The organism is Ahrensia marina (genome assembly GCF_001293565.1).
Lineage (GTDB): Bacteria > Pseudomonadota > Alphaproteobacteria > Rhizobiales > Rhizobiaceae > Ahrensia > Ahrensia marina.
In genome coordinates this window covers 84998-110460 of record NZ_JXMU01000007.1, presented here as the reverse complement: position 1 = coordinate 110460, position 25463 = coordinate 84998, and the positions used below count along the sequence as shown (strand labels likewise).

21 protein-coding genes, 1 tRNA gene and 1 pseudogene are annotated in these 25463 nt (G+C 48.9%); 11 read left to right on the top strand and 12 right to left on the bottom strand.

Annotated elements, in window-relative coordinates; all coding sequences use genetic code 11:
- The first annotated feature begins 1 nt into the window (after nt 1).
- The 3 genes from murJ to SU32_RS05855 all read left to right on the top strand — a co-directional run bounded on the left by murJ (nt 2) and on the right by SU32_RS05855 (nt 3396).
- A complete protein-coding gene (gene murJ, locus SU32_RS05865; protein ID WP_053998417.1) occupies nt 2–1564 on the top strand; it encodes a murein biosynthesis integral membrane protein MurJ in 1563 nt (520 codons plus the stop codon).
- Nucleotides 1565–1623: 59 nt separating this feature from the next.
- Nucleotides 1624–2691 carry a tryptophan--tRNA ligase gene (gene trpS / locus SU32_RS05860; protein ID WP_053998416.1) on the top strand — a complete coding sequence of 356 codons (1068 nt, stop codon included), beginning with the start codon at nt 1624–1626 and terminating at the stop codon, nt 2689–2691.
- A 132-nt stretch (nt 2692–2823) separates the two neighbouring features.
- A complete protein-coding gene (locus SU32_RS05855; protein ID WP_053998415.1) occupies nt 2824–3396 on the top strand; it encodes a NifU family protein in 573 nt (190 codons plus the stop codon).
- Between the two features lie 72 nt (nt 3397–3468).
- Here SU32_RS05855 and SU32_RS05850 read toward each other — a convergent pair whose 3' ends face one another.
- Nucleotides 3469–4089, bottom strand: coding sequence for a L,D-transpeptidase (locus SU32_RS05850; RefSeq protein WP_053998414.1), 621 nt, complete (start codon nt 4087–4089; stop codon nt 3469–3471).
- A 155-nt stretch (nt 4090–4244) separates the two neighbouring features.
- Here SU32_RS05850 and SU32_RS05845 point away from each other — a divergent pair, with 155 nt between their 5' ends.
- Nucleotides 4245–4727, top strand: a complete 483-nt coding sequence (locus tag SU32_RS05845; protein ID WP_053998413.1) for an MmcB family DNA repair protein — start codon at nt 4245–4247, stop codon at nt 4725–4727.
- A gap of 4 nt (nt 4728–4731) precedes the next feature.
- Here the strand turns inward: SU32_RS05845 and SU32_RS05840 are convergent, their stop codons facing one another.
- From SU32_RS05840 to SU32_RS05810, 7 genes are all read right to left on the bottom strand, one after another.
- On the bottom strand, nt 4732–5295 hold the full coding sequence (locus SU32_RS05840; RefSeq protein WP_281175870.1) for an ActR/PrrA/RegA family redox response regulator transcription factor: 564 nt from the start codon (nt 5293–5295) through the stop codon (nt 4732–4734).
- Between the two features lie 23 nt (nt 5296–5318).
- Complete coding sequence (locus SU32_RS05835) at nt 5319–6635, bottom strand: ActS/PrrB/RegB family redox-sensitive histidine kinase (protein WP_053998411.1); 1317 nt, start codon at nt 6633–6635, stop codon at nt 5319–5321.
- 51 nt (nt 6636–6686) lie between these two features.
- A complete protein-coding gene (gene hrpB / locus SU32_RS05830; protein WP_053998410.1) occupies nt 6687–9146 on the bottom strand; it encodes an ATP-dependent helicase HrpB in 2460 nt (819 codons plus the stop codon).
- Nucleotides 9147–9159: 13 nt separating this feature from the next.
- On the bottom strand, nt 9160–9822 hold the full coding sequence (locus tag SU32_RS05825; RefSeq protein ID WP_053998409.1) for an ATP-binding cassette domain-containing protein: 663 nt from the start codon (nt 9820–9822) through the stop codon (nt 9160–9162).
- Between the two features lie 19 nt (nt 9823–9841).
- Complete coding sequence (locus tag SU32_RS05820) at nt 9842–11521, bottom strand: ABC transporter permease (RefSeq protein ID WP_053998408.1); 1680 nt, start codon at nt 11519–11521, stop codon at nt 9842–9844.
- Nucleotides 11522–11554: 33 nt separating this feature from the next.
- Nucleotides 11555–12784 carry an ABC transporter substrate-binding protein gene (locus tag SU32_RS05815; protein ID WP_053998407.1) on the bottom strand — a complete coding sequence of 410 codons (1230 nt, stop codon included), beginning with the start codon at nt 12782–12784 and terminating at the stop codon, nt 11555–11557.
- Between the two features lie 112 nt (nt 12785–12896).
- Complete coding sequence (locus SU32_RS05810) at nt 12897–13316, bottom strand: Hsp20 family protein (protein ID WP_053998406.1); 420 nt, start codon at nt 13314–13316, stop codon at nt 12897–12899.
- A gap of 130 nt (nt 13317–13446) precedes the next feature.
- Between SU32_RS05810 and SU32_RS05805 the strand changes: the two genes are divergently transcribed.
- Entirely contained in the window at nt 13447–14394 is a 948-nt protein-coding gene (locus SU32_RS05805) for a nucleoside hydrolase (protein ID WP_053998519.1), read from the top strand.
- A 65-nt stretch (nt 14395–14459) separates the two neighbouring features.
- Here the strand turns inward: SU32_RS05805 and SU32_RS05800 are convergent, their stop codons facing one another.
- The gene (locus SU32_RS05800; protein ID WP_053998405.1) at nt 14460–15368 is read right to left on the bottom strand and encodes a ribokinase; all 909 of its coding nucleotides are present in this window, start codon (nt 15366–15368) and stop codon (nt 14460–14462) included.
- A gap of 196 nt (nt 15369–15564) precedes the next feature.
- On the opposite strand from SU32_RS05800, the gene SU32_RS05795 reads away from it, so the two are divergent.
- Nucleotides 15565–15650 (top strand) — tRNA-Leu (locus SU32_RS05795).
- Nucleotides 15651–15715: 65 nt separating this feature from the next.
- Here the strand turns inward: SU32_RS05795 and SU32_RS05790 are convergent.
- Nucleotides 15716–16174 carry an Lrp/AsnC family transcriptional regulator gene (locus SU32_RS05790; protein WP_053998404.1) on the bottom strand — a complete coding sequence of 153 codons (459 nt, stop codon included), beginning with the start codon at nt 16172–16174 and terminating at the stop codon, nt 15716–15718.
- Nucleotides 16175–16293: 119 nt separating this feature from the next.
- On the opposite strand from SU32_RS05790, the pseudogene SU32_RS05785 reads away from it, so the two are divergent.
- Both SU32_RS05785 and SU32_RS05780 read left to right on the top strand, forming a co-directional pair.
- Nucleotides 16294–17161 (top strand): annotated as a pseudogene (locus tag SU32_RS05785) (PhzF family phenazine biosynthesis protein).
- 83 nt (nt 17162–17244) lie between these two features.
- Nucleotides 17245–18600, top strand: a complete 1356-nt coding sequence (locus SU32_RS05780) for a TadE/TadG family type IV pilus assembly protein (protein WP_053998403.1) — start codon at nt 17245–17247, stop codon at nt 18598–18600.
- Between the two features lie 48 nt (nt 18601–18648).
- Here SU32_RS05780 and SU32_RS05775 read toward each other — a convergent pair whose 3' ends face one another.
- Entirely contained in the window at nt 18649–19821 is a 1173-nt protein-coding gene (locus tag SU32_RS05775) for an EAL domain-containing response regulator (RefSeq protein WP_053998402.1), read from the bottom strand.
- 141 nt (nt 19822–19962) lie between these two features.
- Between SU32_RS05775 and SU32_RS05770 the strand changes: the two genes are divergently transcribed.
- The gene (locus tag SU32_RS05770) at nt 19963–22662 is read left to right on the top strand and encodes a hybrid sensor histidine kinase/response regulator (RefSeq protein ID WP_053998401.1); all 2700 of its coding nucleotides are present in this window, start codon (nt 19963–19965) and stop codon (nt 22660–22662) included.
- A 25-nt stretch (nt 22663–22687) separates the two neighbouring features.
- Here SU32_RS05770 and gntR read toward each other — a convergent pair whose 3' ends face one another.
- Nucleotides 22688–23701 carry an HTH-type transcriptional regulator GntR gene (gene gntR / locus SU32_RS05765; protein WP_053998518.1) on the bottom strand — a complete coding sequence of 338 codons (1014 nt, stop codon included), beginning with the start codon at nt 23699–23701 and terminating at the stop codon, nt 22688–22690.
- Between the two features lie 109 nt (nt 23702–23810).
- Between gntR and SU32_RS05760 the strand changes: the two genes are divergently transcribed.
- Nucleotides 23811–24341 (top strand): gluconokinase, encoded by a 531-nt coding sequence (locus SU32_RS05760; RefSeq protein ID WP_053998400.1) that lies wholly within the window; start codon nt 23811–23813, stop codon nt 24339–24341.
- 66 nt (nt 24342–24407) lie between these two features.
- A complete protein-coding gene (locus tag SU32_RS05755; protein WP_053998399.1) occupies nt 24408–25430 on the top strand; it encodes a TRAP transporter substrate-binding protein in 1023 nt (340 codons plus the stop codon).
- The last annotated feature ends 33 nt before the right edge of the window (nt 25431–25463 follow it).

The window sequence follows — 25463 nt, the reverse complement described above, 5'->3', positions numbered from 1 at the left end:
CATGAGTTTGATCCGCAAGTTTGCCAGCGTTGGCGGAGCAACCTCTGCCAGCCGTGTGCTCGGATTTGTGCGGGAGGCTTTGATTGCCTCCGTTCTGGGCGCAGGCCCAGTAGCAGATGCGTTCTATGCCGCTTTCAGATTTCCAAATCTGTTTCGCAGGCTCTTTGCCGAAGGTGCGTTTAACTCAGCCTTCGTACCATTGTTTGCAAAAGAGCTGGAAGGCAGCGGCAAAGACAGTGCTGCTAAATTTGCCGGTGAAGTGTTTTCGGTACTCTTTCTTATTTTGCTTGTGCTTACTGTGCTTGCTGTCGCCTTTATGCCGTTTCTGGTGGCAACGATTATTGCGCCTGCCTTTGCCGATACACCAGACAAGTTTGAACTGACGACACAGCTTGCACGCATCATGTTTCCTTACCTCATTGCCATGTCCCTCATGGCGATGCTGTCTGGTATTCTAAACTCGCTGCGGGATTATTTTATCGCTGCAATTGCACCAGTTTTGCTAAACATCACACTGATCGCGGTGTTGGTCGCAAGCTTGTATATCGAATTAGACGGCCCAAGTGTCGGCATCGGCCTTGCCGCAGGTGTTGTTGTTTCAGGTGTATTACAGCTTGGCATGTTGATTTTGGGCATGAAGAAAGTCGGCTTCAGCTTCAAACCGCGCAAGCCACGTTTGTCACCTTCTGTAAAACGTCTTTTGACGCTTGCCGCCCCTGCGGCCCTCACAGGGGGGCTAATTCAGATTAATCTTGTTATCGGACAGATTATCGCCTCACAGCAAGACGGCGCTATAGCTCTACTTTCCTACGCCGACCGGATTTATCAATTGCCGCTGGGCATTATCGGCATTGCCATTGGTGTTGTACTGTTGCCGGAACTATCGCGCGCGTTACGGGCCGATGATCAACCTGAGGTGTTAAAACTTCAGAATAGAAGTATTGAGTTTGCGCTCGCGTTGATTTTACCGGCTTCTGTTGCGCTTGCTATCGTACCGGAGCCGATTGTCGCTGTCCTCTTCGAGCGCGGTAAATTTACGCCTGAGACAACCGAGGCCACAGCGGCAGCGCTTGCGGCATTTGCAATCGGCCTTCCATCTTTTGTCTTGATCAAGGTATTTCAGCCCGCCTATTTTGCACGCGAAGACATGCGCACCCCGCTTCGTTTTTCGTTTGTTTCACTCATCATCAATGCAGGCCTAAGCCTGTTGCTATTTCCAATTTACGGTCATGTAGGTATCGCTTTTGCGACCAGTGTGTCGGCATGGACAACAGCGCTTCTACTTGGCGGCACTTTGTGGTTGCGTAATGACTTCAAACCCTCACCCAAAACACTAAAACGCTGTTTGATGATGGGTTTGTGTAGCTTCGCCATGGGCATTAGCATTTACTTTCTGGCAGATTATGGATGGGTGATGTTTGCAGAATCCGGGATTTTACTTCGGGTAATTTTGCTGTCTGCACTAATTGCTATCGCGATGCTCGTCTATTTCCCGATGGCAATCATGACCGATGCACTTGACCGGGAAGCTTTGAAACGAAGCCTTGCACGCAGAAGGTCTTGAACCAAATGATCGGCCCTGCCATAAGCGCACAAAAATGTATTTTGGCCAGGTAGTTTATAATGACAAATACGATTCCAGAACGGGTGTTCTCCGGTGTTCAACCAACGGGCAACCTTACACTTGGCAATTATTTGGGTGCGATTCGAAAGTTTGTCGCGCTTCAGGATACGCATGACTGCATTTACTGTGTGGTTGATCTTCACGCGCTGACAATTGCGCCAAATCCGCAAGAACTTATGAACGCAACACGTTCTGTTGCCGCAGCCTATATCGCTGCCGGTATCGATGTAAAAAAACATATCGTGTTTAATCAAAGCCGTGTTCATGAACATGCTGAACTTGCATGGGTTTTCAATTGTATTGCCCGTATGGGTTGGTTGAACCGCATGACCCAATTCAAAGAGAAAGCCGGAAAAGACAGGGAAAACGCATCCGTTGGACTGTTTGCTTATCCCTCATTAATGGCGGCTGACATTCTTGCCTATCGCGCGACACATGTGCCGGTTGGCGACGACCAAAAACAACACTTGGAACTCACACGCGATATCGCGCAAAAGTTCAACAATGATTATTCCGCGCGTATTAAAGAGCTTGGCCTTGGTGTCGAGATGCAAGTGGGCCGCGAGACGGTGAACGGATATTTCCCGCTTACCGAGCCTCTTATCGGCGGTGCGGCAACGCGCATCATGAGCCTGCGTGACGGCTCCAAAAAAATGTCAAAGTCCGACCCGTCTGATATGTCCCGAATTAATTTGACGGACACCGAGGATGATATTGCCAAGAAGATTCGCAAAGCCAAAACAGACACAGAGCCCCTGCCATCTGACGTCGAAGGTCTTGCCGGACGCGCAGAAGCAACAAACCTTGTTGGCATATTGGCGGCATTGACCGACACAACGCCTGAAAAGGTATTAAATGATCATGGCGGCAAAGCATTCTCCGAATTCAAACCGCATTTGGCCGAAGTTGCCATTGAGATTGTAAGCCCGATCACCAGCGAAATGAGACGCCTCATGTCGGATCCGTCTTACATTGATCAGGTATTGGCAAATGGCGGCGAGCGAGCCAGTGCGATGGCAGCAGAAACACTATCAGATGTACGCCAGATTGTTGGCCTTATAAAATAATCATGCAGGTCATTCATATAATTGAACGATCCGCACGATATTTGACTTGAATGCATCAAACCAAATGCTTAGTTTGGAAGCATTCTAAAGTCGATAATCGACATAGCGCCTTGGCGCTGATTGGAGCCGATCATGTTTATTCAAACAGAAGCCACGCCAAATCCGGCGACACTGAAATTCTTGCCGGGCCAAGTGGTCATGGATGCAGGCACTGCAGATTTTCGCGATGCTGATACTGCCGCTGGAAAATCACCGTTGGCTGCCAAGCTTTTCGCTGTTAACGGCGTAACCGGTGTCTTTTTCGGTTATGATTTTGTGACCGTAACAAAAGAAGATGCGCTTGACTGGGCACATTTAAAGCCTGCTATTCTTGCTGCCATCATGGAACACTTCATGGCGGGCCAACCTGTCATGGCCGCCGGCAATTCAGGAGATTTCGACGACCTACCGCAAGAAGAATTCTTTGATGAGGGCGATGAAAGCATCGTGGAAACCATTAAGGAATTGCTTGAAACGCGTGTGCGTCCTGCTGTTGCGCAGGATGGTGGAGACATTACTTTCCGTGGTTATAAAGAAGGCACTGTTTTCTTACACATGAAAGGCGCCTGCGCCGGATGTCCTTCATCTACGGCCACTTTAAAACACGGCATTCAAAATTTGCTGCACCACTTCATTCCTGAAGTGCAACAGGTTGAACCTGTTTAACCGCATCACCAACAAAAAGGCCGGTCGCATTGCTGCAGACCGGCCTTTTTATTTCTTCAGATAATTTAACGCTTAGCGAACGATGACTTTCGCGCCCGGCTTTGCCCGATCATAAAGATCAACAATATCCTGATTCATCAAGCGAATGCAGCCTGATGACATAGCTTTGCCAATTGACCACCACTCAGGCGTGCCGTGAAGACGATAGCCCGTATCACCGCCGCCTCTTGTCAAATAAAGAGCGCGCGCACCAAGCGGGTTTGTAAGGCCTGGCTTCATGCCGCCACGGTGTTTTGCAAGCTCAGGCTGACGTCTAATCATTGCTGCAGGCGGAGTCCAAACAGGCCATTCACGCTTCCAACCAACCTTGGCAGTACCCGACCATTCGAAGCCTTCGCGGCCTACGCCAATTCCATAACGAATCGCTTTTCCATTTGGCTGAACAAGGAAAAGATGACGCGCCTTAGTATCAACAATGATTGTGCCAACCTTTTCCTTACCGGTATAATCGACTTCCTGACGTCGAAATTCCCGCGCAACTTTCGACACCGGAATGGCAGGCAAACGGTAAGCACCATCAGATTTTGACGCGTAAGCATTTGCAAATAAAGTAGAATTTGAAATAGTGGAGCAACCTGAAAGCGCTAAAGCACCGATCAACGTTGCGAGTAGAAGTTTCTTGTTAGACCGCATAATGTTCCCCGTGGATTTCCTATCCTACAAATGCCTGACTCTTGGTTAACGTAGTGTTACGTCATTTAATACTTGCCTTGCAATAGCCACATTTACGTTAAGTTACCGACAAATTTTGCGGAATGACCATCTTATAAGAAAAAACAAGAACTTACATGCCAATAATTTCTCCTTATGACAAAAACCCGCTTATTGACGGCCGACAATCCAATCGCGCACTTGCCGTACGGCGCGGCGTACAAACGTTACTCACTCAAATGGGAGCAGCACATGTACCGGAACTGACTCTGGCCAGTGGCCGTCGTGCAGACTTAACCGCCATTTTCAAAGACGGCACTATATGGATTATCGAGATCAAGTCGTCGGTTGAAGATATAAGGTCGGATCATAAATGGCCTGATTATTATGATTATTGTGACCAGCTCTTCTTTGCGACGCTCGACGATGTGCCTCAGTCATTATTTCCTGATGAGGCCGGTTTCATCCTTGCTGATTCACTTGGTGCCGCAATTATTGAAGATTGCCCTCTTCAAAAACTAAACGCGGCACGGCGCAAAGCTATAACTCTGCGCTTTGCGCAGTTTGCAGCGAACCGGCTCCATCTAGCAGAGCTTGCCGGTTACAATATCACGACTTAGAAAATCAGCGTGGCGCCCGTTTTGCAAGAATACGTTGCAATGTCCGGCGATGCATATTCAACCGGCGCGCCGTTTCGGAAACATTGCGGTCACACGCCTCATAGACGCGCTGAATATGCTCCCAGCGTACACGGTCTGCGGACATAGGGTTTTCGGGCGGTGGTGCTTTCCCGTTCGACGTGTTCAAAAGCGCATTGAAGACGTCGTCCGCATCTGCCGGTTTTGATAAATAATCAATCGCACCAAGCTTCACAGCGGTTACTGCTGTTGCGATATTGCCGTAACCGGTCAGCACGACAACTTTCGCGTCAGGGCGTCTTTCATGCAGCGCGCTCACAACATCCAAACCATTGCCATCTTCCAAACGCAAGTCCACAACGGCATATGCAGGGGGCTGGTTTTTGACTTTTGCCAAACCTTCCGTGACACTTTCTGATGTGTCTACTGTAAACCCGCGTGTTTCCATTGCGCGCGCCAAGCGACGCAAAAACGGCGCATCGTCATCGACCAAAAGCAATGTTGTATCCGGTCCGATATCGGTATTGGCAGTATCTTCTTTGTTTGTCATCTTCATTCTTCTTTCACAAAATACTACGTATTCGACCTGCTTTTGGATGTGCGCGGCCACGAAACTTTTACATCTGCGCCAACGCCTGGGATAGACCCGTTGGCAAATACTATATCAGCACCTGCTCGCTCTATAAGTGTTTTGGCAATAAAAATACCAAGCCCCAGACCTTCACTGCCTTCACGATTACGTTCTGCACCACGTAGGTTTCTTATGTCCGGCTCACCTAAATTGGTCAATTGATCGCCAGCATAACCTGGACCATCATCCTGAACACGCACCGTAATGCGGTGATCATCCCAACTGACAAAGACCGTGACTTTGCTTTTTGCAAAATCAACGGCGTTTTCGACAATATTGCCAAGTCCATATATGAGACCTGTGTTTCGCAGCTCGGTTGGTTCAGCCAAATCTTTGGTTGTGACGATGGTGGAGATATCGACACCGAATTCGCGGTGCGGTGCGACGATTTCCTCAATCATCACCAAAAGCGGCATGCGAGTGATCGGGTCTTCTTTGTCTGTTCCAAGGGTCGACAACCGGCTTAGAATTTCGCGGCAACGATCCGCCTGTGTTCGTAACAGAGTAATGTCCTCTTTGAGCGGATCATCCTCAAATGTTGCGCGGTCCATTTCTTTGGAAACAAGACTGATCGTCGCCAGCGGCGTTCCAAGCTCGTGGGCAGCGGCTGCAGCCATGCCATCGAGAGCGGAGAGATGTTGTTCGCGTTGAATAACAAGCTCTGTTGCCGCCAGCGCATCAGAAAGCCGGCGCGCTTCGGCTGCAACACGGTAAACATACAACACTGCAAATAGCAGACAGGAGATTAATGCGCCCCACAGCCCGACAACAAAAACAAATGGGATAATGAGCGATTTACCAGCCTCCCAAGGCAGCGGCATATGGAACACACCCAAAATCGAAGCGGCAACGGCAACAATTAAGGTCAGAACGAATGTATAGCGCACCGGCAAGGTTGCCGCGGATATAATAGCGGGCACGATGAGCAGGATCGAAAAGGGGTTCGTTAATCCGCCGGTCAGATAAAGAAGTGCTGCCAGTTGAACGATGTCAAACAGCAAAATACCCATCGCCTGATAAGGCTCTAAGCGCTGGTTTGCAGGATATTGCCAAGTAACAAAAATATTTAGCAACGCCGACATCGCAACAAGTGCAATTGACGGCATGATAGGGAGCGGAAATTCCAGATAACCGGCAACAATCGCCAAGACCAGACTTTGCCCAAGCACCGCAAACCAACGGGTAGCGGTTAGAGTTGCCAGTCGTAATCGGCGGATTGTAAATCCATCCACCTCATCAAGATCAATATCCATCGCCATCCACATATTGTTGCGCTAAACTGCCAAAATAGACAGTCTTTTAATATCGCATTATTTGCGAGGCTTGGCGCGACGTGTTGGCGCAGCCTGTGCAGGGTCCTCAGGCCATTCGTGACGGGGATAGCGTCCACGCATATCAGCGCGCATATCCCGCCAGCTACCGGACCAGAAACCCGGCAAATCCTGCGTTAATTGAATTGGCCTATGCGCCGGCGACAGCATTTCGATTGTAAGCGGCACTTTGCCATTACATATTGCCGGATGTGTTGCCAGTCCAAACAGCTCCTGAACGCGCACAGACAAAACAGGCGCAGCACCATCCGCATTATAGGTTAGCGGTATTTTTGACCCGGTTGGTACAACATAATGCGTCGGCGCAAGTTCATCCAACTGCATGTGCAATTGATAGGGCACGAGGGTCATCAAACCAGAGGCAATATCATTATCAGCCAAATCGGTCAGTCTTGTTTTTCCTGCCAGAAACGGCGCAAGCCATTCCTCCAAAGCATCGCACAGAGCATCATCGGACATATTTGGCCAATCACCCTGATGGGCATGAAGCCAGGCAAGACGCGCTTTGAGTTCAGTGGATTTTTTGCCCCACGGCAAGATACCCAAACCGTATTGCCGTACAGCCGCAACAAGCGCGTCAGTCGTAGCTTCGCCGGGCTCGACAGTTAAAGGCACCGCACTTAATGTAATCGCACCCAATTGACGTTTACGTTGGCCTTTCAATCGTGATGTCGCTTTGTCAAAAGTGAAATAATCACGTTCGCTGATCTGGTCTGCAAAAAAATCGGTTACTTCATTTTCTTCAATCGCGGCAGCGGAAACGATACGCGCGTTTGCCGCAGAGCCGATCAAATCCGTTACGACCAGAAACTGGTGGCTTGCCAGCGCTGCCGTTTCGTCAATCATCACACCGCGGCCATTGGTCAGCACATAGCTACCCTGCCGGTTATCACGTCGCCGTGCCAAACGATCAGGAAAAGCATCACAAAGCATAAGCCCGACAGAGACTTCGCCTCCATTACTGACCGCTTCAACCTTTTTAGCCATATTGCCAGCCATTTGTTTGGCACTGCGCGCCCGCGTTGAGTTATCACGCCAAACACGCTCAAAGCGGGCTGCAAGATCGACATCATTGCCGCCAAGACCGCGTTCACCCATCAGCAAGCCAAGCATAGACCGGCATTCGCAGTCCTGACGTGATGTTCCCGCAGCAATCATCGCAGCTAAGCGCGGCTCAAGCCCCAGCGCACCGATGATTTTGCCTTTTGCCGTGATTGCGCCGGTAGGATCAATCGCGCCTAACTCAATCAGCAATTTTCGCGCTTCATCGATATGGGCTTTCGGCGGTTGATCAAGAAACCGAAGTGCTTCGGGGCCGCTCACCCCCCAGCTTACGCAATCAAGCAGGAGTGCCGATAAATCGGTCTGCATAATTTCAGGCTGTTCGAAATCAGGCAATGCGGCGGTTTGCTCCTCTTGCCAAAGACGGACAGCAATACCGGGCGCTGTTCGTCCTGCGCGTCCCGCACGCTGTGTGACACTGGCAATGGATGCACGTTTTGTTTCCAATCGCGAAATGCCCAAATTGGCTTCAAACGACGGCAGACGCGCAAGCCCGCTGTCAATAATGATACGCACGCCATCAATGGTAATGGAGGATTCTGCCAGAGATGTCGCCAAAACCACTTTTCGCTGTCCAGATGGTGGCGGTTCAACAGCTTTATCCTGATCGCAAATATCCATAGCGCCAAATAACGGCGCAACAAATACATTGTCGGGCAGTCTTCCATCCAATCGCTCGGCGGTACGTCTGATTTCCGCCTGACCGGGCAAGAAAGCCAGAATACTGCCTTCTTCTTCCATCAGCATTTTGCGAATTGCACCGGCCATAGTATCTTCAATACGCTGGTCAGCATTGCGCGGAAGATACTTAATATCGACCGGATGCATACGGCCTTTGCTTTCGATGATTGGCGCTTCGTCCAGAAAAGCTGAAACGCGAGGCCCGTCCAATGTGGCGGACATGATAAGCAAGCGTAAATCTTCGCGCAGTGCCTCCATCACATCCAGCGTAAGTGCCAACCCAAAATCAGCATCGAGACTGCGTTCATGGAACTCGTCAAAGATAACACAGCCAACCCCGCCAAGCTCAGGATCATCGACAATCATACGTTGAAAAACACCTTCGGTGACAATCTCTATTTTTGTATTTGCACTCACTTTCGTATCAAAGCGCATACGATAGCCGACTGTCTGACCAACTGGCTCATCCAAACTGGCTGCCATCCGGCGCGCAGCAGTGCGCGCAGCCAGACGTCGCGGCTCCAACATGATTATCTTTTTACCCGCAAGCCAGTCTTCCTGAAGAAGCTTTAGCGGTACAGCGGTGGTTTTTCCCGCACCCGGTGGTGCAATCAGAATTGCTTTATATTGCTCTGACAGAGCAATTTTTATCTCAGGTATAACATCCAGAACCGGAAGATCATTTAACTTCATCATACTGGCTTTTAGTCTATTGGCCCGCGATTTGCGAACCAACCTCTATGATCGTGCCATTGGCAGCTAATGCGTCTTCCCGATCATGCGTTACCAACAAAACAGGCAGTGAGCGGCGCTTGGCATTCTCAAACACAAGATCCCGCATTTGTGCACGACGATCAGCGTCGAGTTTGGAGAAAGGTTCATCCAACAATAAAAAGGCCGGACGGGATATTAAAACACGTGCAAGCGCAACACGGGCCTTTTGTCCGCCGGATAATGTCTCGGGGTCGCGGTCAAAAAATCCTTCCAAACCAACATCCGCCAGCGCTTGTTCCGCTTGACCACGCCGCTCCGTTTTAGGCTGAATGTCAGCAGGCATTGCAAAAACCAGATTACCGCCCACGGACATATGCGGAAACAACAAAGGATCCTGAAACAACAGACCGGCACGGCGCTCCTGCGGCTTAACCTGCGTAATATTCATCCCGCTGCAATACACGTCCCCTTTTGCTTCAAACGCAGGGTCAAGAAAACCGCCAATATATGCCAACAAGGTGGATTTACCCGAACCCGATGGGCCCATGATTGTCAGCACTTCTTTCGGGTTAATCAGGTGATCAACAGCCAAAAGTTCACGACCATCAAGCGTGATACGAACACCATCGATTTTAAGTCCCGTTGACGCGTAGCTCATTTGGAAACCAATGCTCTTTTTAAAAACCTGTGATGCCGCGGCGATTTCGGAAAATCAATGCGGGTAAAATTGATGCCAGTAAAAACCCGACAAATGGCAGCATCATCTGCATGAAGGCGTAAATGCCAATAATACGGCGGTTTCCGCCCGAGCCAAGAGCTACGGCTTCCGTGGTAATCGTCGGGAACCGGCCTGCGCCAATTAATAGTGTTGGCAAATATTGCCCGATTGACACAGCAAAGCCTACGGCACAGGCCGCCAGAATCGCACGCAAAAGCATCGGCGCGCGTATGTGCCAGAAAATACGCCAGTTGGAAGCGCCTAAGGCCGCGCCGATTGAATCATAGCGCTTATCGAAGGCCCGCCAAGGAGCCGAAAGAGATAAAAATACGTAAGGCAATACGAAAACAACATGGGCAAAAATCAATGCTGTCCAACTGGCGATCGCATTAACGCTAAGAAGAAAGAGTTGAAGACCGAAAAGAAACCCGATCTGAGGAACCAGTAAAGGTAAGTAAAGCAGCCACAATGCGCGATTACCGCCGCTGCGACCGGTTTGTTGTTCGCGCACCAAGCAGGCCAAAGTAATAATAATGGATATTGCGACCGATGCTCCGCCAATAATAATTGTCGTAACAAGCGGCCCTGAAAGTCCTGGCAGCGCCCGCATCCAGTTTTTAAGCGATAAGTTATTGGGCAATGTATTGGGAAACTGCCAAAGGCCGGAAACCGACCACAGGGCAAGAACGAGCAAACCGCCAAATACGATTAACGCAGATGTTGTCATCAAAACCGATGCTGTTACACGCACTCCCCAGTCCCGGGTATAGCGGTTACCTTTTGCCGCCAGTTTCCGTGAAACCACACCTGTAACACGCTCAATCAGTGTCCAAACCAACAACGCAAAACCTGTGACTAGAATTTGCACACACGCGCCAGCGCAAGCCATAAAGCGCATTTTTAAATCTGGATCATTCATCCAACCGACAAGCCTTACTGGCAAAGTATGTGGCGTTGCCGGCCCGAGAATAATCGCCATATCCACATTTGCGCTTGCATAGGCAATAACGGCAAATATCGGCAATCTAATTTGTCTGTAAACCGGCGGCCATGTTGAAAGTAAAAATCCGGCCATCCGCCCGTATCCAAGGGACTGGGTCAGATGGGAGAATTTGATAGCTGAAATCTGTGGCAGTGCTGCTAGCGTTACCAGCAGCAAAAATGGCACCTCTTTGACGACCAATCCTGCGATAAGAGCAAGGCCAAGCTGATCATTGACAATCAACAAATCAAGCGGCCGCTCCCAGCCCGTCAGCCAAGGCGAAAACAGGCGCGCAAAGAAGCCCGAGGGCGCAATCATAAATGCAAAGCCGAAAGCCGCCGCCGCATGGGGAACCGACAGCAACGGCGATACGAGATATTGCACCTTTTTAAAAAGGCGGGTGCCATACCAGGCAGCGACAAAGCCCGCGACGAGTATAACGGCCAGAGCAGTCGAGGTGAGACCTATAAAGAATGATTGCGCAATGGAGCGCCAGATACCCGTTTGCATGAACAAGGTATCAAAGGGCTGCACAGAAAAACTTGTGCCGCCTAATGCGGGCAGATAACCAAAGGCCGGCAACAATGTACCGGCCAGTCCACATAAAACAGGCACAGCCAGAACAAGCAATGCAGTGAACGGAGAGTATCGCAGCATTTAAAAGCCTGCTCTGGTTAAGCCGAAAAAGAATTAATTGGCCGCGCCGTAGCGTGCCAACCATTTTTCTTCGATTTTCGTCATCCAGCTCGGGTGCGGTTCATCCAATGCCGGTCCCAGTTCGTCGGGCCTAAGTGTTGCCACACCAAGGTCAAGCTTGTTGAACGCATCTGCCTGTTCTTCGGAAAGCTTTCCCATCGCCAAAACAGTCGGGTCGCCCCAAAAAGCGGGATCCTGTTTGCGCAATTGTGCTTCCGGAGAAATCAAGAAATTAGCCAGAACAAGAGCGCCAGCTTTCGCATTTGCATTATAGGGTATAGCGACAAAATGCGTATTGCCCAATGTGCCTTCTGAAAAAGTAAATGAGCGCACAGTGTCCGGTAACTCATCATTGGCAATTGCGCTTGAAGCTGTGGCAGGATTGAAAGCGAAAGTTATGTCCAATTCACCATCGGCCAATAACTGACTCATGGAAGGATAATCGCGCGGGAATGCTTTGGCCTCACGCCATAGGTTCGGATGCAACTCGTCAAGATAATCAAATAACGGTTTTGACACCTCTTCAAAATTGACCTCATCGGCTGATTGCTGCAGCAAGGATCTGTCCTCAACCTGTTCAATCAAAACCTGCTTTAAAAAGCTTGAACCAATAAAATCCGGCGGCTGGGGATAGGAAAAACGCCCGGGGTTCTCTGCAGCCCATTTAAGCAATTCATCCGCACTATCCGGCATTTCTTCCGGGCTGGTGCGAGCGCTATCATGAAAGAAAACCAACTTTGCCATACCCCAAGGCGATTCCATGCCATCGGTTGGGATTGTAAAGTCTGTTGTAATCGTTGGCTTGTTCTCAACGTCCACATATTGCCAATTTGGCAAATTCTGCGTCCAGTCGGGACCATAGAGCAATCCCTGGCGCTTCATGGAAGCGAAGTTTTCTCCATTAATCCAAATAAGATCAATCGAACCATTCTCATCTTTGCCTGCAGCTTTTTCAGCCACAACCGCAGAAACGGCATTTGCCGTGTCATCCAGCTTTACGTGAACAACCTCAATGTCATACTCGTCTTCAAGATTTTCTCCGACCCAAGCAATATAGTCATTAATTTGTGTCGAACCGCCCCAGGCATTCCAATAAACAGTCTGACCTTCGGCCTCTTTAACGACCATGTCCCAGATTTGACTACTTGAATCCCCTAAAGCATGGCTTGTTAAAGAAAGTGATGCCACGCCGATTGCGGCCGAAAGACCGAGTTTCTTTATCATTTTGTAAGCCCCGATTAATTGATGGCATATGTTGAACACACCGAGTGTTAGCAGGTCAATTCACCAATCGGGCATACACCTCACAAAGGTGTGATATAAATGTCAGGGAAGATTAGTCTGTTTGGGAAATTGCAATCTTTTTGACAAGTTTTTCCGGCCGTGGACGGTCAAGATCAATAATAAGCAATCCGTTCTTAAGTTCGGCGGCCAAAACCCGCATGCCATCGGCCAATACGAAGGCTTTTTGAAACTGGCGCGCTGCAATGCCGCGATGAAGAAAATCACGGTCTCCGTCATCAGTTTGTTTGCCGCGTATGACCAGTTGACTGTCCTCGGTCGTAATGTCGAGATCATCAATGGCAAAGCCCGCAACGGCCAGCGTGATGCGCAGAATATCTTTGTCCTCGTAACACAAACGTTCAATATTGTAAGGAGGATATCCGTCAGCAGATTTTGCAACCCGCTCAAGTGATTTCTCAAGAGCCTCAAAGCCGACAAGAAGCGGACTGGAAAAAGTGGTCATACGTGCCATAATCAATCAGACCAGATTTCGCTGGCCATGCCCTCATTTTAAGCGACATTAAAAACAAACCCTACTGGCATTTGTTTCAACCTTAAGTATGGTCACTCAGAATCAAATTTTCAAGAAAGATACGACGACAATGGCAAACAATGATAAGCGCGCCATCATTATTGATACTGATCCGGGCCAAGATGATGCAGTTGCAATCCTGCTGGCTCTTGCAAGCCCGGAACTGGAAGTCTTGGGTCTGACCATCGTTGCAGGCAATGTACCGCTCGATTTAACCGTCAAAAATGCCCTAAAAGTGTGTGAGCTTGCCGGCAAAACAGACACGAAAGTCTTTCCGGGCGCTACCGGACCTATGGGCAGGCCATTGGTGACAGCGGAACATGTTCATGGTGAAACAGGACTTAACGGTCCCGACCTGCCGGAACCGACAATGTTGCCGCAAGATCAAAACGGCGTTGATTTTATCATCGAGCAGATACGCGCGAACAAAGACCGCCACATCACTCTTTGCCCGCTTGGTCCTCTAACAAACATCGCAACCGCATTACAAAAAGCACCGGATATCGCTCCCAAAATACGCGAAATCGTCATGATGGGCGGCGGCTTTTTTGAAGGCGGCAATATTACGCCTGCAGCAGAATTCAATATCTATGTCGATCCGCAAGCCGCTGACATCGTATTTAAATCAGGCATACCAATCGTGATGGCACCTCTTGACTGCACCCATAAAGCCCTCACAACAAAAGAACGCATTGATGCTCTTCGTGCGAAAGGCACAAAGGTCTGCGATGCGACTGCCGATCTCATAGATTTTTTCGAACGCTTTGATGAAGAGAAATACGGCACTGATGGCGGGCCCCTCCACGATCCATGTGTGACCGCTTATCTTATCAAACCCGAACTATTCTTAGGCCGCATGTGCAATGTGGAAATTGAAACAGAATCCGAATTGACCATGGGCATGACCGTGATTGACTGGTGGGGCGTGACGGACCGTAAAAAGAACGCAATGGTTCTTAATCAAGTCGACGCACAAGGCTTTTTCAATCTGATAACCGAGCGAGTCGCAACGCTCTAAAACGGTTCACGATTCCCATTTTCCTGAAACGCGGCTGCGGATTGCGATGTAATTCGCAGCTCGCTTCAGGCAATCATCGCATCAATATCGGTACGCATTGGAATGGCTGGCTGTGCGCCCGGTTTCAGACAAGCAAGCGCACCGGCCGCACAGGCAAAGCCAAGCGCCGCCTCGATAGATTTACCCTCTTCAAGCGCAACAGCAAAAGCACCGCAAAACGTGTCTCCGGCACCGACAGTATCAACCGCTTCGATCTTTGGCGACTTTGCGGAGAATTCATTACCATCAATAACCGCTAGGGCACCATTTGCGCCGAGTGTTATGACAATTCCTTTGCCAAACGTCTTGCTATAATCATGCGCTCTTGCGCGGCGATCACTTCCGGTCAGTTTCAATGCCTCGCTCAGATCATCGAATTCTGTTTCATTGGCGATTGTAATATCAGCGAGCCTTGCAAGTTCCACTGCCCCTTCGCCATAAGGAGCAATATTGAGAATTGAGCGTGCGCCAACGCTTTGTGCCGCGTTTATTGCTGCGCGGTTTGCCGCATCCGGCACTTCCATTTGCAGGACAATATTATCGCCTGACTTTATGGCGGCGGCACCTTTCCCGTCATCATCGGCATGGGCGTTTGCTCCTGCTATGACAGCGATCTGGTTTTCTCCCGATACTTCATCAACCAAAATCATCGCAACCCCGGTGGAGACCTTTTCGTCTGGGACAGTTTTCACACCGCTCAAATCCACGCCTGCTACTTTGAGCAACGCCAAAGCCGGCTGTGCATTTGCGTCTTCACCCACTGCGCCAATCATTGCCACGTCGGCCCCTGCCCGTTTTATCGCAAGGGCTTGATTGGCCCCTTTACCACCAGGAGCGCTGGTGAACGTAGAGCCAGACACTGTTTCACCTGGCTGCGGAATCTTTTTCACACGCGCAATTAAATCAAGATTGATTGAGCCAAGAACAATTATCATGCGTATCTTTCCACTTTCATGCTGGGCCTCACACAACTTTTCCAAGCTGCCTGAATTGGTGACATGAGTGAGCTATCAGAAGAGTATGTGCTTGTCAGGCATCAAACTTCTTCAGGCACAAAGATTTTGTGGCCAAGTCGCCATTACCTTATTGACTTGCGGACGGCCAAACCGTAAAGCGGCTCACTCATAATGTGCCCAGATGGCGGAATTGGTAGACGCGCCAGCTTCAGGTGCTGGTACTCGCAAGGGTGTGGAGGTTCGAGTCCTCTTCTGGCACCAAATCACTTAGTCGATTGAAGCGTTATTATTCGACAATCATACCAGATAAATTTAGCAAGCTGTCATCAAAAATGGCGTTTCGGCAATCGGTGACGCACGGGCGATGACTTAATAATCGCGGTGTTTGTTTCTGCCTTTTCGTGAAAAGGCTCTAGGATGAAATCCAGCTCTTCCATGGCGCCAAAAACCAACCGGCAAACAAAACAATCATCCCCTGTTACCGCATCACACGTCGTGAAACGTGTTTCTTCGATAATCATTTTCTTGATAATATGCAGGTTGCCGGGCCTCGGTTTTATCCGCACGATTGCTTCTAATGCGTAGCCAAGCATTCCCAAGTCGATTTCAATGGTGAAGTTCCGTATTACCCCAGCGTTTTCCATCCGCTTTATGCGCTCGGTGATGCTCGGGCTCGACATGCCTATCTTTGCTGCCAGCTCTGAATAAGAAATGCGTCCTGACCTATCCAACTCACGAAGAATTTTCAGGTCTACACGATCTACTGATTTTCCTTCTTTAGGCATTTTTACAATTTTACCTGCATTATTTAATACAATTGACCTCTATTCCTTAAATAACATCAGGCGAAAACTTTTCAATTTGATAAATTAGATGCGGAGTTCAATTATTCAGGATTAACAATATGACAGTGTTCAGAGTTGCAGCATTTAGCGATGGTTCAATAGGCGGGAATCCAGCAGGGGTCATGATTGCCGAGCAACTTCCCAGCCCGGCAAAAATGCAAGAAATCGCAGCGGAGATTGGATACTCGGAAACAGTTTTTGCCGCTTTGGCCGATAATGGAAAATGGACAACACGGTATTATTCACCTGAAAGCGAGGTGCCATTTTGCGGGCATGCAACCATCGCTTTGGGGGCAGTGCTGGCAGATCAGTTTGGCCCTAATATCTGGACGTTATCTCTGAGCCATACAGACATTACTATTGAAGGAAGCCAGCGCGGCGAGATTTATAGTGCGTCTTTACAGTCTCCTCCAACATCACATAGCGATGCGCCAAGTGACACGCGCAATGCCACACTTGATTTGATGGGATATAATGCCGCTGATATTGATCCGCAAATTCACCCTGCTTTAATTCAGGCGGGCGCAAACCATATTGTGATTGCCTTAAACAGCCGTGAAAAACTTTCTACCATGCATTACGATCTCGATGCCGGACGAGAACTAATGAATAAAGCAAGGCTGACTACAATCATGTTTGTTTGGAGAGAGCATGAGCGGCTTTACCATGCACGAAATGCCTTTGCGTCGGGCGGCGTATTGGAAGACCCAGCCACCGGGGCTGCGGCTGCCGCTTTCGCCGGCTACTTAAGAGACAGCGGCGCGCTGAATGATGGCGAAATAAACATTGTTCAAGGTGAAGATATGGGTGCTCGTTCGCTGATTAATGCGCGTTTTTTCCAACATCAAAGGCAGTTCAATTCGAGTATCGGGAAGTGCGCGCTACATGAAGCAAGCAATCGCACCGATCCGTTTTGGCGAACAATAGTCTGCAATTACCTTCTATGGCTAACTAATTTTTGAGAGAAAGATTTTACCTGATTGTAAGGATATATGTGTCATGTGAACATAATGAAAAAGTTTTTTGCCCAGCTACGACGTTTAAAAACGTCAAAAAGCGGAAGCTTCGCTCTCAAAACAGCGCTCGCAATGCCTGTTTTCATGAGCGCGGCTGCGGGCAGTCTCGATTTCATTGCGTATAATCAGCATAAGTCCATTATTCAGAATGCTGCTGATGCAGGCGCATTGGCTGCCGTAAAAGAAGCGGCGCTTAAAGGTTGGAGCACGACAACCGCCGATGCTGTCGCAAAATCAGTCGTTATTTCAAACATTCAGCGGTCTGAAGGCGATTCAACCGAATATAAGGTCAAAACACAGATTGACGAGAAAGAACGACGGGTAACCGTGATTGTTTCTCAGGATTATTACCCGTATTTTTCTGCATCCATTTTTCCAACGCCGCAAATTCAGGTTGATGCAACAGCCTCGGCCGCAGGCAACACAAGCACATGTATAATCGCTCAATCTGAAGATGCTAACACAGCATTACAGATGTCGGGTGACGCTTATGTACGCGCAAATGAATGTGCCGCTTACTCGAACTCTTCCAGCTTAAAAGGCGTCTCGCTCAAAAAAGATGCAAAGCTCGAAAGCCTGCTAACGTGCAGTAGTGGTGGTTTTGAAGGTAATTCGCGAAACTACTATCCAATGCCCGTAACCAATTGCCCTGCCCTGCCAGACCCGCTGGAAGAGCGTGCACGTTTGATTGATGAAAGCATCAAGGGTCAAGTTTGCGACTATAATAACAAGCTGGAAATTCTGTCGCTTGTTAAGTTTCTTTCACCGGGACTTTATTGTGGTGAGTTGAAAATCAGCAAGAACTCGGTCATCACCATGAGGCCAGGCGTATATATCTTCAAAGACAATAACTTTAAGATCGAAAAAGGCTCAACACTCATCGGAGAAAATGTGAGCATCGTTCTTGTCGGCGATAAGGCCGGCCTTGAATTCAAGAATGACACGAAAATCTCTTTAAGTGCACCGGAGACGGGCCCTCTAGCAGGTATTCTGATTTATGCGCAGCCAACTAAAAGTATTGGCAAGGATAAACGTAAAATCAAAATCGAAAGCAAGGATGCAAAGAAACTTGTCGGCACCGTCTACCTGCCCGAAGACAATCTGACGATTGGCGGTGATGAAGATGGCGACGGCATATGCGATACAGAACTCGTTGGCGGCGTTCTCCAAGGTCTTGGTCTTTTATGTAAAGCTGCCGTCGGCGACCACTCTGCATGGACAGCAATTGTTGCCGACGAAGTAAAAATCACGGCTGGTGTCCGTCTCATCATCAATTCCGACTATGATTCCACACCCGTTCCTGCGCCTGATGGTATTGGGCCCAACGCGCAAGTCCGCTTGGTCGATTGATTCCATTCATGCGTTGTGAATTGATGCTGGACTTACTTAGCGCAAGCCTTAGCAGGCCGCTGTTTTTGCCTGCGGGTCGACGAATGGATAACTTGTCTGCAAATCATCTTTGCCTGCCGGCTTTGCTATAAAATAGCCTTGCGTATATTCAACGCCAAGCTGAAGCATCCGATCAACATCTTCCGTGCATTCGACGCCCTCGGCAATCAGACGGATATCAAGTTCTTTTGCTACCTCGACAACGCCGGCAATAAATTTGGCGGTGGCAGAATCTGTTGCGCTCTTTTGAATAAGGCTTGCATCCAGCTTAACTTCGCTAAACGCGCCTGCACGCAGCAAATCAAAACTTGAGGCACCTGTTGCAAAGTCATCCATCGAAATTTCAAACCCGGCAATACCCAGTCTGGCCATCACTTCCAGCAGCCAGGCTTCATCTTTTGGCAAATGGGATTCAATTAATTCAATGACAATGCCGCTGGGATCAAGTTCGTGCGCGCGCGCTGAATCACGAAACAGTTCAAAGGCGTTCGGACTTTCAAGCGTCGAAGCGTCGGCATTGAAAGCAAACCGGTTTGTAAAACCTTTTGCGCGCATTGCTGCGACATCAGAACAAAAGATATCGAACAACTGTATAGAAAATTCAGCATCAGAAATATTTTCGGGCTTACCGGCAAGAACAGCTCGCGGTCCAAAAACCTGCCCGTTGTCATCATATCCGCGCAGCAATGCTTCAACACCGATGAGTTTACCAGTGTGAATATTGATTTGGGGTTGGAACTCATAAAATGGCTTCAGGTCGCCTTTTTGAACAAGCTTGATATGGTCGACGCTGTGTTTCGCATGTTTGACCTGTGCGACAGCCCGCTGATAACATTCGCTTAGATTGGCCATGTTCAGCGGCTTGGATATTGCTCCGCAAATTTTCAGCCCCATCTTGCCAGCAATAACGCCCGCTGATGACACAATTGCGTTTTTTTCGCCTGAAATAATAATCAACGCACCGCGAAATTTCATTTCAGACAGGGTCCGCAAGACGGCCAAGCCGTCAAGTTCGGGCATGTTCAAATCGATAGCGATCAAATCAATATTTTGGGTGCGCGCAATATCAAAGGCAATCTCTGCCTCTGTTGTCGCCTTGACTATTTCTGCCCCCAAACTTGCAAGACAAGTTTCTGCAACGGTTAAAAATATCTGGTCATCGTCCAGTAATAAAGTCTTCACGCACAATACACCCTGTGATCAAACTTCAGGATTAAATGAAATACTATAAGAATCCGTAAACCGGTCAGATAAACTCCACGAAATGCGGTTTCCAGTTCTTAACCTTCTTCATTTAGATTTCCTTCAACACAGGAAATAAAGATGACTAAACTGGAACTTAAAAACAGTATCGGCTTCAGAATTTCGGCACTTGTCGCCGGCGTTGTGATGCTTGGCGTTTGCCTGATTGCCGGTTTATTCATAGCCCGCGACTTCTTTCAAACCATTGAAGCAGAGCGTGTGCGGCTTGAAGGGACAACAACTGCCTTTGCCGCTGCAAGCTCGGATGCCGTTGCAAAAAATGATCGTAGCGCACTCTACACGGTGCTGCGTGGCATAAGCGATGTTGAGCAAATTAAGTTTATCTCTGTCAAAGCGCTTGATGGCAGCACTATTGCCGAAATGGGCGCCAGCGTTGGCTTATTGGGGCGTGACGGTAAGTTCGATGGAAGTTCGCTTATTTCAATTTTCACCGCGAACACTTTGCAAACAAATGCGCCTATATGGTTTTCCGGCGAGCAGATCGCGACACTTGCCATACATGCAGATATATCAACGCTGCGTGGCAAGTTCATGCAAAGTTTCATACTTATGGTGTTTGTCGCTCTGGCATCGGGGCTTTTCATTGCGATTGCCGCTTATTGGGCAATTAACCGCGCTTTAATGCCAATCAAAATGATGTCCGGCCAGCTTTTAACGATGGGCCGAAACCCTGATCTGACAACCCGTTTTTCATTTGATAGCAAAGATGAAGTCGGCGTCTTGGCAACCGCTTTTAATGATGCATTTGAAACCATTCACGAGCGCAACAATGCCATACGCCGTCACCGCGACACACTTGAAATTACAGTTCAGCAACGCACCGAAGAACTCAAAATTGCCGCTGACGACGCGCGGCAGGCCAATGCTGCAAAATCCGACTTTCTGGCCACGATGAGCCATGAAATCAGAACCCCGATGAATGGCATGCTTGTTATGTCTGAGCTCTTGGCAGCTTCAAATTTATCGGCGCGCCAGCAACGTTTTGCAGAAGTTATTTCGCGATCCGGTAATTCATTGCTACACATCATTAACGACATTCTGGATATGTCGAAAATTGAGGCAGGCAAGCTTGAGCTTGAAGAAATTCCATTTTCGCTGGCAACACTCATAGAAGATACAGTGAGTTTGTTTGCAGCGCGCGCCCATGAAAAGTCCCTTCAAATAGGCATAGTGATAGCGCCTGAAATTGCGCAAATGTCTATCGGTGATCCAACCCGCCTTGGCCAAATCATTTCCAATCTGACCAACAACGCCTTGAAATTTACCGAAACAGGCGGCGTTCTCATTCGTGTTGCTGTGCATGACCAATCCGAACAGCAGGCAATCACCATCAGTGTTGAAGATACCGGCATTGGTATTGCGCAAGAAAAACTAGCGACGATATTCGAAGCGTTTTCGCAGGCCGATCAGTCAACTACACGTAACTATGGCGGTACTGGTCTCGGACTCTCGATTTCCAAAAGACTTGCAGAAGCAATGAATGGCGAGCTTTCGGCAACAAGCGTTGAAGGTAAAGGCACAAGCTTTAACCTGACGCTTTCACTGCCTGTTCATGAAGCGCCTGCCATCCGTACAGTTCCGAAACAAGCATTTAACGTTGCTGTGCGTAATGATAATCAGGTCGCCTATACTGCGATAAACGATATGCTGGAGCTTGCCGGCCTGAATGTTTCAAACCTTGAGACAGAAACAGACAAGCCGGACTTGATTATATGCGCCCAAAGCAGTCTTTCTGTGCTTAACAATTTGGACAAAGCACCGATCATCGCTTCGTCTGATTATGGTGCCTCACATGGTGATGTATTGCTCAATGAAAATGTTGTTGGCGCTGTAGAGCTACCGCTCGGACTTCAAGCTGTTGAACGCATTATTCAGTCATTGAACCAGAACGATTATAGCTTGCTTGACAACAAATCATCCTCATCATCAAGCATACAGATCGATGGCAACTATACGCATCTCAAAGTGTTGGCTGTGGACGACAATGCGGTTAACCGCGAAGTTCTTGGCGAAGCTCTTAGTGCATTAAATGTAAGTGCAATTTTTGCCGAGAGCGGGCAACAGGCGGTTGAAATCGCCCAGCAGCAACCATTCGACATTATCTTTATGGATTGTTCGATGCCCGGCATGGATGGATATCAGGCGACCGCAGCTATTCGCGGCAACGGCTTAAGTAAAGATGCCCATATCGTCGCGCTTACCGCCCATGTTACCGGCAAAGAAGCAGAACGATGGAAAACCGCTGGCATGGACCATTACATCGCCAAGCCGTTTACGGTCGCCCAACTGAGCAATGTCTTTGAAAAATTCAAGAGCGACGAACTAGCAGTTCCAAGCCCGGAAACACCCGTCTTTGAAGCACCGAAAGACGCGATTTTGTCCGAAGATGTCTTGTCAATGTTTGAGATGGTAAGCCAGACAACCGGCAATGACATGCGAACAAAAGTGTTCTCAATGTTCATTGATAAAGTCGGGGAAAATTTAAGCGCGCTCGTTGATTGCTACGAAGAAGCTTCAGACAGTAAAGAACTTAAACAGCTTGCCCACGCTTTAAAATCAATGTGCAGTAGCGCCGGTGCCTATGCCGCCCAGCAAATATGTGAAGAGATTGAATCGCAAGCCAGCCTTGGCGAGCGGCCGGACACGTCAATTATTTCGAAGTTAACTGATACTATAGAACTGACGATCACAGAGATGTCAGGAATGCTGGAGGCACCGAACGATCAACCTGAGATGAAAGCGCAAGAAATCTCGGCATAGGGAGCATTTCGCTGCTATGGCAGCTTTAAAGCAGTTTGGCTGTGCTTTGACGCGACATGACATCAAAGCCCAAGTCGACAACAGGTTCCTCCGGCTCGATACCCTTTAGGGTTTCCAAAATCATTGTTGCGGCTATGCGCCCCATTTCTTCACGATAGGTTTTAACGCTTGTTATCGTCGGATAGGCTACCGCCATCATCTCAAGATCATTGAAACCACAAATACCTATCGCGTTGGGAACGTCTATCCCTCTGTGCAGGCACTCAAATAACGCCCCCAACGCCAGATCGTCATTGTTACAGAGGACGGAATCCGTTTCAGGCGCATTGTCGAGCAATTCAGCCATAAGCGTCCGCCCGAGCGCTGCTGAAGACGGTGCGGATGTCGCAAGAATTCTACTGGGATCAAATGCGCCAGCGGTTCTGACGACATCTTCAAACCCGGCCATCCGGCGTTTCGTTCGCGGATCAACGCGCGCGGCCAGAAAAGCCGGCCGTCTATATCCTTTGTCAAACAAATGTTGTGTCGCAACACGCGCAGCTTCACGGTGGGAAAAGCCGACCATCATATCGATTGGCGCTTCTCCAAGCTCCATGATTTGAACAACACGGCATGGCGCATTGATGAGCAATTCACGTGTTTTCCGGGTTTGATCAACACCTGAAACAATTAAACCCGCAGGGCGCTGGCTTAGAAAAGTGCGCGTTAAAGCCTCTTCCGTTTCTGCCACGTAGCGCGAATTACCCAATTGTACCTGCCACGGGCTATTTTCGATAACGCCATAAATTCCGCGCATCACGTCGGAAAACACATTGTTTGTTACCGACGGGATAATAACACCAATGACATTTGTGCGGCCCGCAGCCAATGCCCGTGCAGCCGGATCCGGCACATATCCCAAACGCTCGATAACTTCCGCTATCCGTTCGCGTGATTTTGCTGAAACGCGCGCAGGCTCACGCAATGACCTTGATACAGTCATGGGACTGACACCGGCTTCACGCGCAACGTCAGCAATAGTTACACCTGTTGATTTCATCTTTTTATCCAGCCTGCGCAGGGTGCCAAAGTCAGAGACATCTAAAATGAAATATATTTCTTGACAAATGTTAGCGCTACCATTTATTGAAAGCAAGAAGGAAATGATCATGAATGCGCTGACAACATCGCCATCGATTATCATTATGGGCGTCTGCGGCGCCGGGAAATCCGCTATTGGAACAGCTTTGGCAAAAAGCTTGAATTATGCTTTTGTCGAAGCCGATGACTTCCACTCGCCGTCAAACCGCGAAAAAATGATGAATGGTATCGCGTTAACAGACGATGATCGCTTGCCTTGGCTGGATTCTATTGCACAAGCCGCACTTGGTTTGCGACGCAACGGCAATGTTCCGGTTATTGCCTGTTCGGCCTTGAAACGCTCATATCGAAGAATACTCAGCGCAAAGCTTTCCGGAGCTTTCTTTGTTCACTTAACAGCCGAGCGCTCGCTATTGGTCGAACGTCTGGAGACTAGACAGTCACATTTCGTCGGTGTTCCCTTGCTAGATAGTCAATTGGCCTCTCTTGAGCCATTGGAAGACAGTGAAGAAGGTGTGACACTGGACTGCAGTCAGTCTTTGGCGGTCATAACACAACAGGCCATCACTGCCTTAAAGCCGTTTATGAAATCGGCTTGAAAGGCGTAACCAGCCCGCTTTTGCGGGCTGAAACTAACCAAACCACATGCAAGGGAGGAAAACCGCATGTTAAATAAAATCTCGAAACTCGCACTCGTCGGTCTCGTCGGCGCAGCAATGTCTGTTTCTGCTTATGCGCAGGAAATGACTTTGAAATTCCAGTCATCTGACCCAGCCGGTAACCCAAACTTCATTCTTCAACAAGGATGGGCTGAAGCGGTTGCGGAAAAGTCAGGCGGTAAAATTGCCATCGAATTGCTTCCAGTTGAATCGATTGTTGCGCATAATGAAACCCAAGATGCTATCGCCGCGGGTATTCTGGACGGCCACATCACTGATACATCCTATTTCGCCGGCAAGGACCCTGCTTTTGGATTGATCGCCAATCCGGTTGGCGCATGGTCGGCACCTGAGGAAATGTTTACATTCATGAATGAAGGCGGCGGCAAAGAACTCATGAACGAGTTGATGGAGCCTTACGGACTTCATTTCATTGGCGCGACAACACCTGGCCTTGAAGCATTTGTCTCCAAGAAAGAGCTTAACGGTGTTGATGACCTGAAGGGTCTGAAAATGCGCGCACCGGAAGGTCTCGTTCAGCAGGTTTTCGCGGCAGCAGGCGCGGCTCCAGTTAACCTGCCTGGCTCTGAAGTGTTCACTTCTCTTGATAAGGGTGTGATCGACGCCGCTGACTATTCTGTATTTTCAACAAACCAGGCTCAGGGCATGCACGATGTTGCCCCGAACCCTGTATACCCTGGCTTCCACTCCATGCCTCTCGTTGAAATTTCTATGAACAAAACAAAGTGGGACGCATTGCCGGATGAAACAAAAGCAATGCTGGAAGAAAGCGTACGTGAATTCGCAAAAAGTCAGGTTGCTGCGCTTGCCGAGAAAGACATGGAAGCTGTTGAAGCTGCCAAAGCAGGCGGAGAAGTCACAGTGACAGACTGGCCTGCAGAAGAGCGCGCCAAGTTCCGCACTATTGCCACCGGCGAGTGGGCAAAAGTTGCAGAGCGTTCCGAAAATGCACGGAAGGTCTATGACGTTCTTACAACTTACCTCAAAGACAATGGTCTGATGCAATAAACATTAGCTAAAATTGGAATCGGGCATTTTGCC